Below are 15,951 nucleotides of genomic sequence, written 5' to 3' on the forward strand. Positions count from 1 at the left end.
CAAGTCGGCAGGCAGGCGGGCGATCCCGTGCCGTCCCACGAGCACCGCCCGCCGCGCGGGGCACACGGAGCACGGAGGCGACACCGGGAGCACGCCCTCCTAGGGTCGGGCGCATGCGCGCGGTGATCACGGACGGTTCCGGCGGCCCCGAGGTCCTCGGCTGGGGCGAGGTCCCCGACCCGGTGGCCGGTCCCGGCGAGGTCGTCGTCGACGTCGCCGCCACCGCCGTCAACCGGGCCGACCTGCTGCAGCGCGCCGGCAACTACCCCCCGCCCCGGGGCGCCAGCGAGATCCTGGGCCTGGAGTGCAGCGGGGTCGTCAGCGAGGTCGGCGAGGGCGTGACCGGCTGGTCGGTCGGCGACGAGGTGTGCGCGCTGCTCGCCGGTGGCGGCTACGCCGAGCGGGTCGCCGTCCCGGCCGTCCAGCTCCTGCCCCGCCCCGCCGGCGTCGAGCTGGCCACCGCCGCGGCGCTGCCCGAGGTCACCTGCACCGTGTGGTCGAACGTCTTCCAGCTCGCCGGCCTGCGCCGCGGCGACTGCTTCCTCGTGCACGGCGGGTCCAGCGGCATCGGCACGATGGCCATCCAGCTCGCCGTCCGCGCCGGTGCCCGGGTGTTCACCACCGCCGGGACGGCGGCCAAGCTCGACGTCTGCCGGGAGCTCGGCGCCGAGGTCACGATCAACTACCGCGACGAGGACTTCGTCGAGCGGGTCCGCGAGGAGACCGACGGCGCCGGGGTCGACGTCGTCCTCGACAACATGGGCGCGGAGTACCTGGCCCGCAACGTCGACGCCCTCGCCGTCAGCGGGCGGCTGGTCGTCATCGGCATGCAGGGCGGCACCCGGGCCGAGCTCGACCTCGGCAAGCTCCTGGCCAAGCGGGCGTCGGTGGCGGCGACGGCGCTGCGCTCGCGGCCGGCCACCGGCCCGGGCGGCAAGGCGGGGATCGTCGCCGCGGTCCGCGCCGAGGTGTGGCCCGACGTCGAGCGCGGTGTGGTGCGGCCGATCGTCGACCGCCGGCTGCCCATGTCGCGGGCGGCCGAGGCGCACCGCGTCGTCGAGGCCAGCGAGCACGTGGGCAAGGTGCTGCTCCTGCCCGACGCCTGAGCGCTACAGAGCCCGGAGCGCGGCCACCGAGTCGATCACGTAGCCGACCTCCTCGGCGGTGTTGTAGTGCGCCAGCCCGAGCCGGATCGCGCCGCCGGCCTCGTTGACGCCGAGGGCGTCGAACAGCTCGCGGGCGTAGAAGTCGCCGTCCCAGGCGCAGATGCCGCGGCGGGCGAGCTCGACGGCCACCTGCCGCGGCCGCATGCCGGTCACGGTGAACGACAGCGTCGGTGTCGTGTGCTCGGGGAAGCCGACCACCTGCACGTGCCGCATGGCGCGCAGCGCCTGGTCCAGCCAGTCGAACAGCCCGCCCTCGTAGGCGGCGACGGTGCTCATCGAGGTGCGCAGCCGGTCGCGGCGGCTGCCGGTGGCGTCCTCGCACAGGCCGGCGAGGTGGTCGACGGCGGCGGTGACGCCGGCGTAGAGCTCGAACGGCGGGGTGCCGGTCTCGAAGCGGTCGGGCACCCGGTCCGGTGCCGGCAGCAGCCGGTCGGGGACGAGCTCGGCCAGCAGCGCCGGGTCGGCCACCACGGCGGCCACGTGCGGCCCGCAGAAGGTGTAGGCCGACACCGCAAGGAAGTCCGCGCCCAGGGCGGTCCGGTCGAGGAAGACGTGCGGCGCGGCCTGGACGGCGTCGACGTAGACCAGCGCGCCGACGGCGTGCGCGCGGGCCGCGATCGCGGCGACGTCGGGACGCGTGCCGATCGCGTTGCTGGCCGCCGTGACCGCCACGAGCCGGGTGCGGGGGGTGATCAGCTCGTCGTACTGCCAGGCGGGCAGCTCGCCGGTCTCGATGTCCACCTCGGCCCACCGGACGACGACGCCGACCTGCTCGGCCAGCTGCAGCCACGGGCGGATGTTGGCGTCGTGGTCGAGGCGGCTGACCACCACCTCGTCACCGTAGCGCCAGGTCCGCGCCAGCGCCCGGGCCAGCGCGTAGGTGAGCGTGGTCGTGTTCGGGCCCAGGACGACGCCCGTGGAGACGCCGCCCACCAGGTCGGCCACCGCCGCACGGGCGCTGGCCATGAGGCCCTCCGTGCGCGCGGACGCCGGGAAGACCCCGCCGCGGTTGGCCACGGGCACCCGCATCGCCGAGGACACCGCGTGCACCACGCTCTCGGGCAGCAGCGTGCCGGCGGGCGCGTCGGTGTGCACGAAGCCGTCGGAGAGGCCGGGGAACTGGCCGCGGACGCGCGCGACGTCCAGCCGTGACTCCCCCGGTCCCATGCGGGCGACCCTAACGGCGCCCTCCGGCGGGGACGTGGCGGAGGCACTCGGCCTCCCCGCGTTCGGCGCTCAGCAGGGAGGGGCAGGATGGAGGGCATGACGGCACCGGGGAACGGAAGTGAGCGTCCGCAGCAGGTCGTCGTCGTCGGACCCGACGGCCGGCCGGTCGGCGCGATGCCCGCCGGCGCCGGCGGGGAGGACGGCGACGGTACGCACGGCCTGAGCGAGATGGTCGAGCAGCCGGCGAAGGTCATGCGGATCGGCACGATGATCAAGCAGTTGCTCGAGGAGGTGCGCGCGGCCCCGCTCGACGAGCCCAGCCGCGCCCGGCTGCGCGACATCCACGCCTCGTCGATCCGCGAGCTCGAGCAGGGTCTCGCGCCGGAGCTCAGCGAGGAGCTGCGGCGGATCACCTCGCCCTTCACGGAGGGCGAGACCCCCTCCGACGCGGAGCTGCGGATCGCGCAGGCCCAGCTGGTCGGCTGGCTGGAGGGCGTCTTCCAGGGCATCCAGACGGCGCTGTTCGCCCAGCAGATGGCCGCCCGCGCGCAGCTGGAGGAGATCCGCCGCCGCGCCCTGCCCAGCGGGCCCACGGTGGCCGAGCCGCGCCCCGGCGGCGGCCAGTACCTGTGACCCGGTCGGCCCACCGGCCTCCACCGCGGGTGTGACCAGGCCGCGGCGATGACCAGGCGTGGCGAGGATCAGTGACCTGATCGGCGCGGGCCGGTGTCAGAGGCTGGCGAGGAAGGCGGCCACGCCGTCGTCGTCGTTGGTGCCGGTGACGTCGGTGGCCGCGGCCAGCACCTCCGGGTGCGCCTGTGCCATCGCCACGGCCCGGCCGCCGCCCTCGCGGACCCAGTCGAACGCGGCGACGTCGTTGGGCATGTCACCGAAGAAGACGACGTCCTCCGGGCCGAGCCCGTGCGTCGCCGCCACCCGCGCCAGACCGGTGGCCTTGGTGACGCCGGGCGCGGAGATCTCGGCCAGCGCGTCGGACGACGACGTCGTCACCGTGGCGAGGTCGCCGACCACCTGCTGCACCAGCGCGACGAAGGAGTCGCGGTCCATGTCCTCGTGGCGGGCCAGCAGCTTGGCCGCCGGCGCGGCGACGATCTCCTCCAGCGGGGCCTCCGCCACGCCGGGCGCGTCGACGTCCCACCGCGGCTGGTAGACCGGCTCGTGGCGGAACTCCAGCCCGTACTCCACGGCGAACCAGGTGCCGGGCTGCTCGCGGCGCAGGCCGGCGGTGATCGACCGCAGGACGTCGGGCGGCAGTGCGTCCTCCTCGACGACCTCGAACCGCTCGAGGTCGAGCAGCACCGCACCGTTGCAGCAGACCGCGGTGCCCGACCCGAGCACCTCCCGGATCCGCCGCATCCACCGCGGCGGCCGGCCGGTGGCCAGGACGACGGGCACGCCGGAAGCCCGCCAGCGCTCCAGCTCGACCACCGTCGCGTCGCTGACGGTGTCGTCCGAGCGCAGCAGCGTGCCGTCCATGTCGCTGGCGATCAGCCGCGGACGCCAGTCAGACACCGGCCAGCACCGCCTCGAGGTAGCGCGCCACGCCGTCGGCGTCGTGCCCGCCGGTCCTCCCGCCCGCGGCCGCCCGGACCGCCGGGTGCGCGTTGGCGACGGCGACCGCGCGACCGCCGGCCTCGGTGACCGCCGTGATCATCGGTAGGTCGTTGGGCATGTCGCCGAAGACGAGCACGTCGCCGAAGCCGACGCCGTACCGGTCGAGCGCGACGGCCAGGCCGGTGGCCTTGGTGACGCCGGGCGGCAGCACCTCGATGAAGCCGAGCCCCGCGTGGGTCACCTCGGCCTCGATGGGGTCGACCACCCGCCGGGCGCGCGCGAGCAGCTCGTCCTGGCCGAGCGTGGAGGAGCGGAGGAAGACCTTCAGCACCGCGCCCTCGGGGAGGACGGCGTGCCGCGGCAGCAGGTGCGCCGGCTCCGGGTAGGGCCAGTCGAAGCCGTGCTGCACCCGCAGCGGGGAGTGCACCTCGCCCTGCTCCGCGGCGTCCTCGACGGCGACGATCAGGTCACCGGCGATCTCCTCGATGCGCTCGATCACCGCGGTCGCCTGCTCCCGTGGCAGGCCGACGGTGCGCAGCACCTCGTCGTGCTCGAGGTCGACGACGTAGCCACCCTGGGCGAGGACGGCGATGCCCCGCCCGTCGAGCGCCGTGCGCACGCTGTCGAACAACCGCGGCCCGCGCCCGGTGACGCCGACGACGGGGATGCCGGCGCCCCAGCACGCCTCCAGGGCCGCCCGCGTGCGCGGGCTGACCACGCCCTCGGAGGTGAGCAGGGTGCCGTCGAGGTCGCTGGCCACCAGCTTCGGGCGCCAGCCACCGAGGTCGCCGAGCTCCAGCACGCGGTCGGCCTCCGGGGAGGGGACGTGCCCGGAGATGACGGCGCGGGGCGCGGTCCCGCTCATGCGGCGGCCGGGGGCACCGGCGCGGCCAGCGTCATGCCCGGCGCGAGGACCTCGTGCCCGCCCAGCCACGGCCGCAGCGCGACCGGGACGTGCACCGAGCCGTCGGCGCGCTGGTGCACCTCGAGCAGGCAGGCGATGGTGCGGGCGATCGCGCACAGCGTGCCGTTGAGCGTGGCCGCCGTCTGCGGCTTCCCGTCCTCGTCGCGGTAGCGGATGGCCAGCCGGCGGGCCTGGAAGGTGGTGCAGTCCGACGTGCTGGTCAGCTCGCGGTAGGTGCCCTGGCTGGGGAACCACGCCTCGATGTCGTACTTGCGCGCGGCGCTGGTGCCCAGGTCGCCGGCGGCGATGTCGACCACGCGGTAGGGCAGCTCGAGGGCCTGGAGGAACTCCTCCTCCCAGGCCAGCAGCCGCAGGTGCTCGGCGGCGGCCTCCTCGGGCCGGCAGAAGCTGAACATCTCGACCTTGTCGAACCAGTGCACGCGGATGATGCCGCGGGTGTCCTTGCCGTAGCTGCCGGCCTCGCGGCGGAAGCAGGACGACCAGCCGGCGTAGCGGCGCGGCCCGGCCGGGAGGTCGAGCACCTCGTTCGCGTGCATGCCGGCCAGCGCGACCTCCGACGTCCCGACGAGGTACAGGTCGTCGCGCTCGATCCGGTACACCTCCTCGTCGTGCTCGCCGAGGAACCCGGTGCCCTCCATGGCCTCGGGGCGGACGAGCGCGGGGGCGATGACGGGGGTGAAGCCGGCCGCGACCGCCCGGGTGATCGCCAGCTGGGCGAGGGCGAACTCCAGCAGCGCGCCCGGGCCGGTGAGGAAGTAGAAGCGGGCGCCGGAGACCTTGGCGCCGCGCTCGGTGTCGATCGCGCCGAGCGCCTCGCCGATCTCCAGGTGGTCGCGGACGGCGAAGTCGTAGCCGGGCACCTCGCCGACGGTGCGCAGCGTCACCGCGTCGTCCTCACCACCGGGCGGGACGCCGTCGTGGACGACGTTCGGGATGGACAGGTGCGCCTCGCGCAGCGCGGCGTCGGCCAGCCGCTGGACCTCCTCGGCCTCCTTGACCTCGGCGGCCAGCGCGCGGGCGCGCTCGAGCACCGCGGGACGCTCCTCGGGGGAGGCCTTCCTCACCGCCTGGGAGGCCGCCTTCTGCTCGGCGCGCAGGTCGTCGGCCCGCTTGACGGCCGCGCGGCGGTCGGCGTCGGCGGCCAGGAGCGCGTCGACCCGGGACTCGTCGGCGCCGCGGGCACGCTGGCTGGCACGGACGACGTCGGGGTGCTCGCGCACCAGGCGCAGGTCGATCACCCCCCGATCGTAGGTGGCGGTGCCGGCTCCCCCCGGACGACGACCGGACCCCTCACCTCGTCGGGGCAGGTGGAGCTCCCCACACGTGTCGGCGCGCGGGACGTGCGGATCGCCTCCCGGGCCTCCGGCTCCGGCCGAACTGGGACACTGGGCACATGCGCTTCCTCGGCGGCAACCGGCCGGCCACCGACCTGACCTACGCCGACGTCTTCATGGTGCCCAACCACAGCACCGTGGGCTCCCGGCTCGAGGTCGACCTGACCACGCCGGACCGGGTGGGCACGACCATCCCGGTCGTCGTCGCGAACATGACGGCGATCAGCGGCCGGCGGATGGCCGAGACGGTCGCCCGCCGCGGCGGGCTGGCGGTGCTGCCGCAGGACATCCCGGTCGACGTCGTCGGCGAGGTCGTCTCGTGGGTGCACGCCCGGCACCCCGTCTACGACACCGCGATCACCCTGGCGCCGAGCTCGACGGTCGGCGAGGCGCTGTCGCTGATGACCAAGCGGGCGCACGGGATCGTCGTGGTGGTCGACGAGGGCGGCGCGCCCGTCGGCGTGGTGACCGACGGCGCCTGCCAGGGCGTGGACCGCTTCAGCCAGCTCGACCAGGTCATGGCCGCGCACCCGCTGACCGTGCCGGCGGGCACCGACCTGCCGAAGGTCTTCGACGTGCTCTCCGAGGAGCGGGTCAGCGCCGCGCCGGTGGTCGAGGGCGACCGGCTGGTCGGCGTCGTCACCCGCAAGGGCGCGCTGCGCTCCACGCTCTACACGCCCGCGGTCAACGCCGACGGCCGGCTGCTGACCGCGGCCGCCGTCGGCATCAACGGCGACGTCGCCGGCAAGGCGTCGGCGCTGCTGGCCGCCGGTGTCGACGTGCTCGTCGTCGACACCGCGCACGGCCACCAGGAGAAGGCGGTCGAGGCGGTGCGCGCGGTGCGGTCGGTGGCCGGGTCGGTGCCGGTGGTGGCCGGCAACGTGGTCACCGCCGAGGGCACCCGCGACCTGGTCGAGGCCGGCGCCGACGTCGTGAAGGTCGGCGTGGGCCCCGGTGCGATGTGCACCACGCGGATGATGACCGGCGTCGGGCGGCCGCAGTTCTCCGCGGTCGAGGAGTGCGCCGCCGCCGCCCGGGCGCTCGGCAGGCACGTGTGGGCCGACGGCGGCGTGCGGCACCCGCGCGACATCGCGCTGGCCCTGGCCGCCGGCGCGGCGAACGTGATGGTCGGCTCCTGGTTCGCCGGCACGTACGAGAGCGCCGGCGACATCCACGACGACGGGAACGGCCGGCTCTACAAGGAGTCCTTCGGCATGGCCTCGGCCCGGGCGGTCAAGGCCCGGACGGCGGCGCAGAGCGGCTTCGAGCGGGCCCGCGCGGGCCTGTTCGAGGAGGGCATCTCCTCCTCGCGGATGTACCTCGACCCGGCCCGGCCGGGCGTCGAGGACCTGATCGACCAGATCGTGGCCGGCGTGCGCTCGTCGTGCACCTACGCCGGCGCGCGCACCATCGACGAGCTGCACGAGCGCGCCGTCCTGGGCGTGCAGAGCGCGGCCGGTTACGAGGAGGGCCGGCCGCTGCCGACCAGCTGGTGAGGCCGCTCCCGCGGGAGGTCTTCGAGTCGCTGGTCGCCGACGCGCTCGACGCCGTCCCGGCCGAGCTGATGGCGCTGCTGGACAACGTCGTCGTGCTGGTCGAGGACCGCAACGAGGACGAGCCGGACCTGCTCGGCCTCTACGAGGGGTACGCGCTGACCGAGCGCGGCTGGCAGTACGGCGGGGCGCTGCCCGACCGGATCATGGTCTACCGCGAGGCCATCTGCGACATCTGCTCGACCGCCGACGAGGTGGTCGAGGAGGTCACGGTGACCGTCGTCCACGAAATCGCCCACCACTTCGGCATCAGCGACGAGCGGCTGCACGAGCTCGGCTGGGGATGAGGACCCCGCGTACGGTGATCGCCGTGCCTGGGGACGTCGCCAAGGGCAGCGGGCTGCCGATCAAGATGCTGCACGACCGGATCCTGGTGGCCCTGCGCCGCGAGGACGGCGAGCGGCGCTCCACCGGCGGCATCCTCATCCCCGCCACGGCCCAGGTGGCCAAGCGGCTGGTGTGGGGCGAGGCGCGCGGCGTCGGCTCGAGCGTGCGCCAGGTGAAGGTCGGCGACCAGGTGCTCTTCTCCCCCGAGGACCAGCACGACGTCGAGGTGCACGGCGAGGAGCTGGTCATCCTGCGCGAGCGGGACGTGCACGCCGTCGCCGCCGAGCGGATCGAGGAGTCCACCGGCCTCTACCTGTAGGTCAGGGGCGCTGGTGGTGGGCGGCGACCACCTCGATCACCCCGGTGAGGAACCGCCGGACGACGGCGAGGTCGGCGTCGGAGAACCCCTCCATCGCCGCCACGATCTCGCGCTGCAGCCCGCCGAAGAACGCCGCGCCCGCCGTCATCGCGGACTGCGACATCTCCAGCACCACGCGGCGGCGGTCGGCGGGGTCTCGCACCCGGTGCACGTGACCCGCCCGCTCGAGCCGGTCGACGAGCGCGGTCACCGACGCCGAACTGAGGGACACCGCCGCGCCGAGGCCGCCCGCGGTCAGCGGCTGCCCGGCACGGGCGGCGTCCATGATGGCCACGATCGCCCGGACGTCGGTGCGGCCCAGTCCGTGCACGTCGGCGAAGCGCTGGCCGACCGCGTCCAGCTCCACGCTGAGCCGGCGCAGCAGCAGGGCCACCTCGGCCCGCTCGTCGTCGTTGCGCGCCACCCGCCCCACCTCTATTCTCTCGATCATCGAGATGATCGGCCGTCGAGAGGATCACATCATGGCGCGCCGGGCCCGCTGGCTGCTCCCCCTCGTCGTCGTCCTGCTCTGGGTGGGCGCGGCCGGACCGCTCGGCTCGCTCAGCGGCCGGCTGACCGAGCTGCAGGAGAACGACACCGCCGCCTTCCTCCCCGACAGCGCGGAGTCCACCCGGGTGGCCGAGCTGCAGCAGGGCTTCTCCCCGACCGAGGCGATCCCGGCGATCCTGCTGTGGGAGGGCGACGGCCCCCTCGACCAGGCCACGCTCGCGCAGATCGGGCAGCGCCTGCAGGAGGCCACCGCGGTCGCCGAGGAGGCCGGCTTCCTGGCCGGGCAGCCCTCCCCGCCGATCCCCTCGGCGGACGGCGAGGCGGTGCAGGCGCTCCTGCCGATCACCCCGGACGTCGGCGACGAGATCGTGACGGTGGTCGGGGACCTGCGGGACACCATCGCCGTCGACGGCACCTCGTCGTTCGTCACCGGACCGGGCGGGATCTTCGCCGACTTCGCCAACGGCTTCGCCGGCATCGACGGACTGCTGCTGCTCGCCGCGTTCGGCGTCGTCCTGCTGATCCTGCTGGTCGTCTACCGCAGCCCGCTGCTGCCCTTCCTCGTCATCGGCACCGCCGGCCTGGCCCTCACCGCCGGCAACGCGGTCGCCTACCTGCTCGCCGACGGCGGCCTCATCACGGTCAACGGCCAGAGCCAGGGCATCGCCTCGATCCTCGTCGTCGGGGCCGCCACGGACTACGGCCTGCTGCTGGTCGCCCGCTACCGCGAGGAACTGCGGAGCGAGGAGTCCCGGTTCACCGCCATGCGGACGGCGCTGCGCCGCTCGTGGGAGCCGATCGTGGCCTCCGGGGCGACCGTCGTCCTCGGCGTGCTCTGCCTGCTGTTCTCCGACCTGAGCTCCAACCGCGGGCTCGGGCCGATCTCCGCGGTCAGCGTCACGCTGGCCGTCGTCGCGGCGCTGACCTTCCTGCCCGCCGTGCTCACCCTGCTCGGCCGCGCCGCGTTCTGGCCCTTCCGGCCGCACGCCGGGGAGCCGGCGACGGAGGGCCGCGGCTGGCAGCGGGTGGCCGCGCTCGTGGGCCGGCGTCCGCGGCGGGTGCTGGCGATCAGCACGCTCGCCCTGGTCGCCGCGGCGCTGTTCGCGCCCACCTACGACGCCAGCGGCATCACCTTCAGCGACGCCATCCGCGGCGAGTCCAACGGCGTCGACGGCCAGGAGGCGCTGGGCCGCCACTTCGACGCCGGTTCCGGGAGCCCGACCGTCGTCGTCACGCCGGAGGACTCGTGGCCGGCCGTCGCCGAGGCGGCGGCGGCCACCGACGGCGTCGCCACCGTCGCCCCGTTCACCGGCGCCGGCGGCCCGCCGCAGCCGGGCGCCGGCCCGCTGGTGGTGGACGGCCTGGTCCGCCTCGACGTGACCCTCGCCGTCCCGGCCGACAGCACCGAGGCCCTCGACGTCGTCTCCGGGCTGCGGACCACCCTGGACGACGCCGACCCGGCCGCGCTCGTAGGTGGTGACACCGCCAGCAACCTCGACGCCCGGGAGACGGCGGCGCGCGACCTGCGGGTGATCGTGCCGAGCGTGCTGGTGGTGATCAGCGTGGTCCTCGCGCTGCTGCTCCGCGCGCTGGTGGCCCCGCTGCTGCTGGTGGCCACCGTGGTGCTCAGCGTCGGCGCCACGGTCGGGGTGGCCGCGCTGCTGTTCGACGACGTCTTCGGCTTCCCCGGCAGCGACCCCGGCATCCTGCTCATCGGGTTCGTGTTCCTCGTGGCCCTGGGGATCGACTACAACATCTTCCTCATGACGCGGGCGCGCGAGGAGTCCGCGCGGCACGGCACCCGCGACGGCGTCCTGCGCGCGCTGGCGGTGACCGGCGGCGTGATCACCTCCGCCGGGCTGGTGCTGGCCGCGACGTTCGGGGCGCTGTCGGTGCTGCCGCTGCTGTTCCTCGTGCAGCTGGCGTTCCTGGTCGGCTTCGGCGTGCTGCTCGACACCTTCGTGGTCCGCTCGCTGCTGGTGCCGGCCGCGGTGGCGCTGCTCGGGGACCGCACCTGGTGGCCGAGCCGGCTCGCGCGCCGGCCGGAGCCGGAGCGAGAGCGGGAACCCGCGCCGGTCTGAACGGTCGTGCTCCGGTCCGCATCCGGACCAGAGCACGACGCCGGCCAGGAACTGGACTCCGGGACCCGCGACCCGGGACGGGGTCCTCCTTCAGACCTGGCCGGCGCGCAGTCGATCGAGCCAGGCGCCGGCGTCGGCGAACGCCGCGTCGGCGGCGACGTCGGGCACCGGGCGGTTGGTCCGGCCGTCGTCGCGCGGGTAGGAGCCGAGGAAGCGGACGTCGTCGCACACCCGGTGCAGCGCGGCCAGGGCCTCCCCCACCCGGGCGTCGGCCACGTGCCCCTCGCAGTCGAGGGAGAACGAGTAGACGCCGAGGCGCTCCCGGGTGGGCCGCGACTCGATGCGGGTGAGGCTGATCCCGCGGACGGCGAACTCCGCGAGCAGGTCGAGCAGCGCGCCGGTGCGGTCGCCGACGACGGCCACCAGCGAGGTCTTGTCGTTGCCGGTCGGCGCGGGCAGCGCGCCCGGCGGCGCCACCAGCACGAACCGGGTGACCGCGCCGGGGTGGTCGGCGACGTCGTCGGCCAGCGGCACCAGGCCGTAGCGCTCGGCGGCGATCGGCGCGCACACCGCCGCGTCGTGCTCACCCTCGGCGACCGCCCGGGCCGCGCCGGCGGTCGAGGAGGCCGGCAGCGCCGGGACGCCGGGTAGCAGCCCGGCCAGCGTGCGCGCCGTCTGCGCGAGGGCGTGCGGGTGACTGACGACGCCGCGGACGTCGGCGAGCCGCGTGCCGGGCCGGACGGCGAGGACGAACGCGACGGTCAGGAACACCTCGCGCGTGATGACCAGGGGGGCGCCGTCGGACAGCCCGTCCATCGTGGCCGGGACCGGGCCCTCGACCGAGTTCTCCAGCGGCACCAGGGCCGCGTCGGACTCGCCGGCGCGGACGGCGGCGAGGGCGGCGGGGACGCTCGCCGCCGGCTGCCGCACACCCTCACCAGGGGCGACGACACTGCTCAGTGCTGCTTCGGCGAAGGTACCCTCGGGACCGAGGTAGGCGAACCGCGTCGGAGGCGTCTGGGGCACCCGACGAGGGTAGTGCGGTCGGACCGGGGCCACGGGCCCCGTCCGGGGGGAGCTGCCTCGCTGCCGGCCGCGGCCGGACGACCAGTGTCGAGTGGGAGGGATGCGTGACCCCCGGCTCGGTTTCCGTCACCTACGGTGACCTCGACGCTGCGCTGTGGCGTGTCCTGGCGGCCAGCGGCCGGGACGACGTCCCCGCCTTCCGCGCCGAGCTCGATGCCGTCGAGCCCTCGCTGGCCGCCGCCAGCGAGCCGCGGTGGGTCTCCTGGCGGCACGCGCTGGTCGCCCGCCGCGGGCTGGTCGACGGCGACCGGGACGCCACGGCCGCCGCCGTCGCCGCCGCGCGCGAGGTCCTGGGCACCTGCCGACCGTCGGCGTCGACCGCGCTGGTCCTCGCCTACCTGGCCCACGTCGAGGCGGCCGCCGACCACCTCGACGCGGCGATGCTGCTGGCCATCGACGCGAGCCTGCTCACCGAGCAGGTGACGCCTCCCGACGCCGCCGAGGCCCCGCGCGCGCTGCACCAGGCCCACCTGTGGCTGTCCCTGACCCTCACCGCGCTCGACCTGGAGGAGCTCGCCCTCGACCAGGCCGAGCTGGGCCACCGGATCGCCGGCGCCCTGCCCGACCTCGCCGACCGCTGGCAGCTGCTGCGGCTGTGCGCCCAGCAGTCCACCGAGCTGGCGCAGACGCTGCGCCGCCGCGGGGACGTCACGCGGTCACGCGAGCTGGCCGAGAACGCGCTGGCCTGCGCCACCGACGCCCGGCAGCTCGGCTTCGAGCCCGACCCCGACGACCTCGACCGGCTCGACGTCGTCCAGGCGTGGGCGCTGGTCTGCCACGACGACCTCGACGACGCCCTCGGCCCGCTGCGCCGGGTGCACCGGCGGGTGCACCGCACCGGCAGCACCTGGCTGCGCGGCTACACCGACCTGGCGCTGGCGCGGCTGCTCGGCCGGCTGTCCCAGCTGCACAGCGGCGGCGGGCACGGCGAGGAGGCTGCCGACCTGCTCGTCGACGCCGCCGGCGCCTTCGCCGCGACCGCCGACCGCCGTCGCTACCGCCAGTGCCTGCTCGAGCTCGGCCAGGCCACCGCCGCGATGGGCCGCCCGGCCGACGCGCTGCACTGGCTGGACGCCTACCGCGCCGACACCGGGCAGGCCCACGCGCGCAGCCGCGCGCTGTGGGCGGAGATGTTCGTGCGCCGCAGCCGGCTGCGCGAGGTCGAGCGGCAGGCCGCCGTCCTGCGCCGGCACGCCCTCGAGGACCCGCTCACCGGCCTGGGCAACCGGCGCAGCGCCGAGCGCCGGCTCAGCGGCCTGCGGCTGGGCGGCGAGCCGCTGTCGCTCGCCGTCGTCGACGTCGACCGGTTCAAGGAGGTCAACGACGACACCTCGCACTCCCACGGCGACGAGGTGCTGCGCCGGGTGGCCGCGCTGCTGCGCGAGCACAGCCGGGTCGGCGACGAGGTCTACCGGTGGGCCGGCGACGAGTTCCTCGTCGTGCTGCCGACGGCCACCCAGGGCCAGGCGCTGGCCGCCGTCGAGCGGCTGCGCGCGGCCGTGGCCGACGCCGACTGGCGCGACCTGCCGCTCAACGAGCCGATCACCGTGAGCATCGGGGTGGCCACCGCCCCGGCGGTCGCCGACGAGGCGGCCGAGCCGGCCGGCTGGCGCTCGCTGTTCGACACCGCCGACCTGCACCTGTTCTCCGCCAAGCGCGGCGGGCGCAACCGGGTCCGCGCCCCCGGCCTGGTCGACGGCGGGGTCGACGGCGGGGCCGGGGACGGCGGGGTGGACGAGGCGACCCCGGTCGACGGCGCCCCGCCCGAGGGGACGTCGGCGTGACGGGACCCTCCGCCTGGGACGCCAGTGACACGACGGGCGACCTGACGTCGTCCCCGCGGCGCGCCCGCCCGGCGGTGCTCGACTCCCCCGGACCCGGCGTGCACAGTGCGCTGGTGCCACCCGGAGCCCTGCACCAACGGGTGACCGCTGCCCTCGCCAACTGGCAGCTCGACGACGCCGAGCGGCTGCTGTCGGTCGTCGACCCCTCCTCGCCGTACGAAGCCGGGCCCTCCGAGGCCGGCCGCCCGGCCACGGACGACGACGCGGCCCCGCCGTCCCTGGGCCGTGCCTGGGCCGACACGCTGCGCGCCGAGCTGCTGGTGCGCCGGCTGCGCGTCGCCGGCTTCACCCTCGTCGGCGAGCCGCTGGACGCCCCCGAGGCCACCGAGTCGCTGGACCTGCACGCCGGCGTCGCCGACCTGCTCGACGGTGCCGAGGACGGCCCCGACGGGGACCCGCGCTCGGAGTCGGCCTCGCACGCCGCCCTGGCCATCGCGCTCGTGCGCTCGGCCAAGGCCGCCTTCGACGCCTCCGACGACGACCTGCAGCGCGCCGCGGGCCTCGCCCGGCACGCCCGCATCGAGCTGCTGTCCCGCCGGATCGACGCGGCGATGGACGAGGCGGTCGAGGCTGCGAGCCTGCTGGACCCCGGCCTGACCCCGAGCGCCCTGCTGGTCGACACGCTGGGCAGCCTCGCCGGCGTCCTGGCCGACCTCGAGCTCATGCCGCTGGCCCTGGACTACCAGCGCCGCGCCCTGGAGGCCGCCACGGCGGCCGCCGAGCGGGGTGCCCTCGGTCCCGACGACGGCGAACCCGCCGTGCTGGCCGCCCGCGCGGCGACCTGCCTGGGCGAGCTGTGCGCCGAGCTGGGCGAGGCCCTGCTCGACGACGGCGAACCGGAGTCGGCCCGCCCGCACTTCGCCGAGGCCCGCCGGCTGGCCGAGCAGGCGCTGGCCCAGCTGCCACCCGAGGCCGAGGGCATCGTCGCCGCCCAGGTCGTGCACGGCTGGGGGCTCGTCGGGCTGGGCGAGCACGCCGCCGCCACGGGGCAGCTGCGCGCCGCCGTCCGGATCACCAGTGCCACCGGCGACCGCGCCCTGCTCGCCTCGGCGCTGCTCGCCCTCGGCCGCGCGCTGCGCCGTCAGGACGACGGCCGGAGCGCCGACGAGCAGCTGGCCAAGGCCCTCGCGCTGGCCACCGAGCACGGCCTGCCCCGGCTGCGCCGCGCCGCGCTGCGGGAGCTGTGCACGCTGCACGCCGAGCTCGACGACGCCGGCCGCGCGCTGCCCTACCTGCAGGCCTACCTGGCCGACGAGCTGGACCGGGTCGACGAGCGGCGCACCCGCTGGGTGGAGCTGTTCGGCCGGCGCAAGAGCCTGCTGGAGAACGAGCGGGCGGCCGGTCAGCTGCGCCGTCAGGCCTACGAGGACCCGCTCACCCGCCTGCCCAACCGCCGCTACGCCGAGGCCCGGCTCGACGGCCTGCTCAGCGCGGGCACCACGCCGGCGTTGGCCGTCGTCGACGTCGACCGGTTCAAGTCGATCAACGACGCCGTCGGGCACCCCGGCGGCGACGCGGTGCTGCGGGCGGTCGCCGACCTGCTGCTGGCCGGCTGCCGCGACACCGACGAGGTGTGCCGCTGGGCCGGCGACGAGTTCGTCGTCCTGCTGCCCGACACCACCGCCGAGCAGGCCGAGCACGCGCTCGAGCGGGTGCGCCGCGCCGTCGCCGGCCACGACTGGACCGCCCTGGGTGTCACCGTCCCGGTCACCATCAGCGTGGGCATCGCGTCGGCCACCCGCGGCGACGACCGGCGCACGCTGTTCGCCGCGGCCGACGGCGTCCTCTACGACGCCAAGCGCAGCGGCCGCGACCGCGTCGTCCGGCTGTCCGCCGTCACCCAGACCCGCGCGCCCGACGCCCCGCCGGACGACCCGTCCCCGCCGGGGTCCTCCGGCGCCGGGCCGTCCGCGGTCACCGTCGGCCCGGTGCAGCCGGCCACCCTGGACCCCGTCGGGGGCTTCGCCGCGCTGTTGGCCGAGCCGGTGCGCCCCCTGGACCCGCCGCTGTCGACCGGCGGCCCCG

General features: G+C 75.9%; 14 protein-coding genes. 8 read left to right on the forward strand and 6 right to left on the reverse strand.

The genetic code is table 11. The annotated features are described in order from the left end of the window. Nucleotides 1–113 precede the first annotated feature (113 nt). Entirely contained in the window at nt 114–1,106 is a 993-nt protein-coding gene (locus ABQ292_RS15635) for an NAD(P)H-quinone oxidoreductase (RefSeq protein WP_369207982.1), read from the forward strand. 3 nt (nt 1,107–1,109) lie between these two features. On the opposite strand, the gene ABQ292_RS15640 is transcribed toward ABQ292_RS15635, so the two are convergent. Further along, complete coding sequence (locus ABQ292_RS15640) at nt 1,110–2,333, reverse strand: cysteine desulfurase-like protein (RefSeq protein ID WP_369207984.1); 1,224 nt, start codon at nt 2,331–2,333, stop codon at nt 1,110–1,112. A 96-nt stretch (nt 2,334–2,429) separates the two neighbouring features. Here ABQ292_RS15640 and ABQ292_RS15645 point away from each other — a divergent pair, with 96 nt between their 5' ends. After that, nucleotides 2,430–2,966, forward strand: a complete 537-nt coding sequence (locus ABQ292_RS15645; RefSeq protein WP_369207985.1) for a bacterial proteasome activator family protein — start codon at nt 2,430–2,432, stop codon at nt 2,964–2,966. Between the two features lie 96 nt (nt 2,967–3,062). Here ABQ292_RS15645 and ABQ292_RS15650 read toward each other — a convergent pair whose 3' ends face one another. The 3 genes from ABQ292_RS15650 to serS are packed head-to-tail and all read right to left on the reverse strand — an operon-like array spanning nt 3,063 to nt 6,071. Beyond that, a complete protein-coding gene (locus ABQ292_RS15650; RefSeq protein ID WP_369207987.1) occupies nt 3,063–3,866 on the reverse strand; it encodes an HAD family hydrolase in 804 nt (267 codons plus the stop codon). Continuing rightward, nucleotides 3,859–4,773, reverse strand: a complete 915-nt coding sequence (locus ABQ292_RS15655; RefSeq protein WP_369207989.1) for an HAD family hydrolase — start codon at nt 4,771–4,773, stop codon at nt 3,859–3,861. Before ABQ292_RS15655 ends, ABQ292_RS15650 begins: the two co-directional genes overlap by 8 nt. Continuing rightward, nucleotides 4,770–6,071 carry a serine--tRNA ligase gene (gene serS, locus ABQ292_RS15660; RefSeq protein WP_369207991.1) on the reverse strand — a complete coding sequence of 434 codons (1,302 nt, stop codon included), beginning with the start codon at nt 6,069–6,071 and terminating at the stop codon, nt 4,770–4,772. Before serS ends, ABQ292_RS15655 begins: the two co-directional genes overlap by 4 nt. A 155-nt stretch (nt 6,072–6,226) precedes the next feature. On the opposite strand from serS, the gene ABQ292_RS15665 reads away from it, so the two are divergent. From ABQ292_RS15665 to ABQ292_RS15675, 3 genes are read left to right on the forward strand one after another with little or no spacing between them, the layout of a single operon-like run. After that, a complete protein-coding gene (locus tag ABQ292_RS15665) occupies nt 6,227–7,663 on the forward strand; it encodes a GuaB1 family IMP dehydrogenase-related protein (protein ID WP_369207993.1) in 1,437 nt (478 codons plus the stop codon). Next, nucleotides 7,660–8,007: a metallopeptidase family protein gene (locus ABQ292_RS15670; RefSeq protein ID WP_369207995.1), complete on the forward strand. Its 348-nt coding sequence runs from the start codon at nt 7,660–7,662 to the stop codon at nt 8,005–8,007. Before ABQ292_RS15665 ends, ABQ292_RS15670 begins: the two co-directional genes overlap by 4 nt. Before the next feature lie 23 nt (nt 8,008–8,030). Beyond that, entirely contained in the window at nt 8,031–8,366 is a 336-nt protein-coding gene (locus tag ABQ292_RS15675) for a GroES family chaperonin (RefSeq protein WP_369207997.1), read from the forward strand. Between the two features lies 1 nt (nt 8,367). On the opposite strand, the gene ABQ292_RS15680 is transcribed toward ABQ292_RS15675, so the two are convergent. Beyond that, nucleotides 8,368–8,856 (reverse strand): MarR family winged helix-turn-helix transcriptional regulator, encoded by a 489-nt coding sequence (locus ABQ292_RS15680; RefSeq protein ID WP_369207999.1) that lies wholly within the window; start codon nt 8,854–8,856, stop codon nt 8,368–8,370. 31 nt (nt 8,857–8,887) lie between these two features. Between ABQ292_RS15680 and ABQ292_RS15685 the strand changes: the two genes are divergently transcribed. After that, entirely contained in the window at nt 8,888–10,996 is a 2,109-nt protein-coding gene (locus ABQ292_RS15685; protein ID WP_369208001.1) for an MMPL family transporter, read from the forward strand. Between the two features lie 90 nt (nt 10,997–11,086). Here ABQ292_RS15685 and pheA read toward each other — a convergent pair whose 3' ends face one another. Next, on the reverse strand, nt 11,087–12,022 hold the full coding sequence (gene pheA / locus ABQ292_RS15690) for a prephenate dehydratase (protein WP_369208003.1): 936 nt from the start codon (nt 12,020–12,022) through the stop codon (nt 11,087–11,089). A gap of 104 nt (nt 12,023–12,126) precedes the next feature. On the opposite strand from pheA, the gene ABQ292_RS15695 reads away from it, so the two are divergent. Both ABQ292_RS15695 and ABQ292_RS15700 read left to right on the forward strand, forming a co-directional pair. Next, a complete protein-coding gene (locus ABQ292_RS15695) occupies nt 12,127–13,866 on the forward strand; it encodes a diguanylate cyclase (protein WP_369208005.1) in 1,740 nt (579 codons plus the stop codon). Continuing rightward, nucleotides 13,863–15,951, forward strand: a 2,089-nt coding sequence (locus ABQ292_RS15700; protein WP_369208007.1) for a diguanylate cyclase domain-containing protein, incomplete at its 3' end; no start/stop codon positions are given. The genes ABQ292_RS15695 and ABQ292_RS15700, both read left to right, overlap by 4 nt.

It is taken from the genome of Geodermatophilus maliterrae (assembly GCF_041018925.1).
GTDB lineage: Bacteria > Actinomycetota > Actinomycetes > Mycobacteriales > Geodermatophilaceae > Geodermatophilus > Geodermatophilus maliterrae.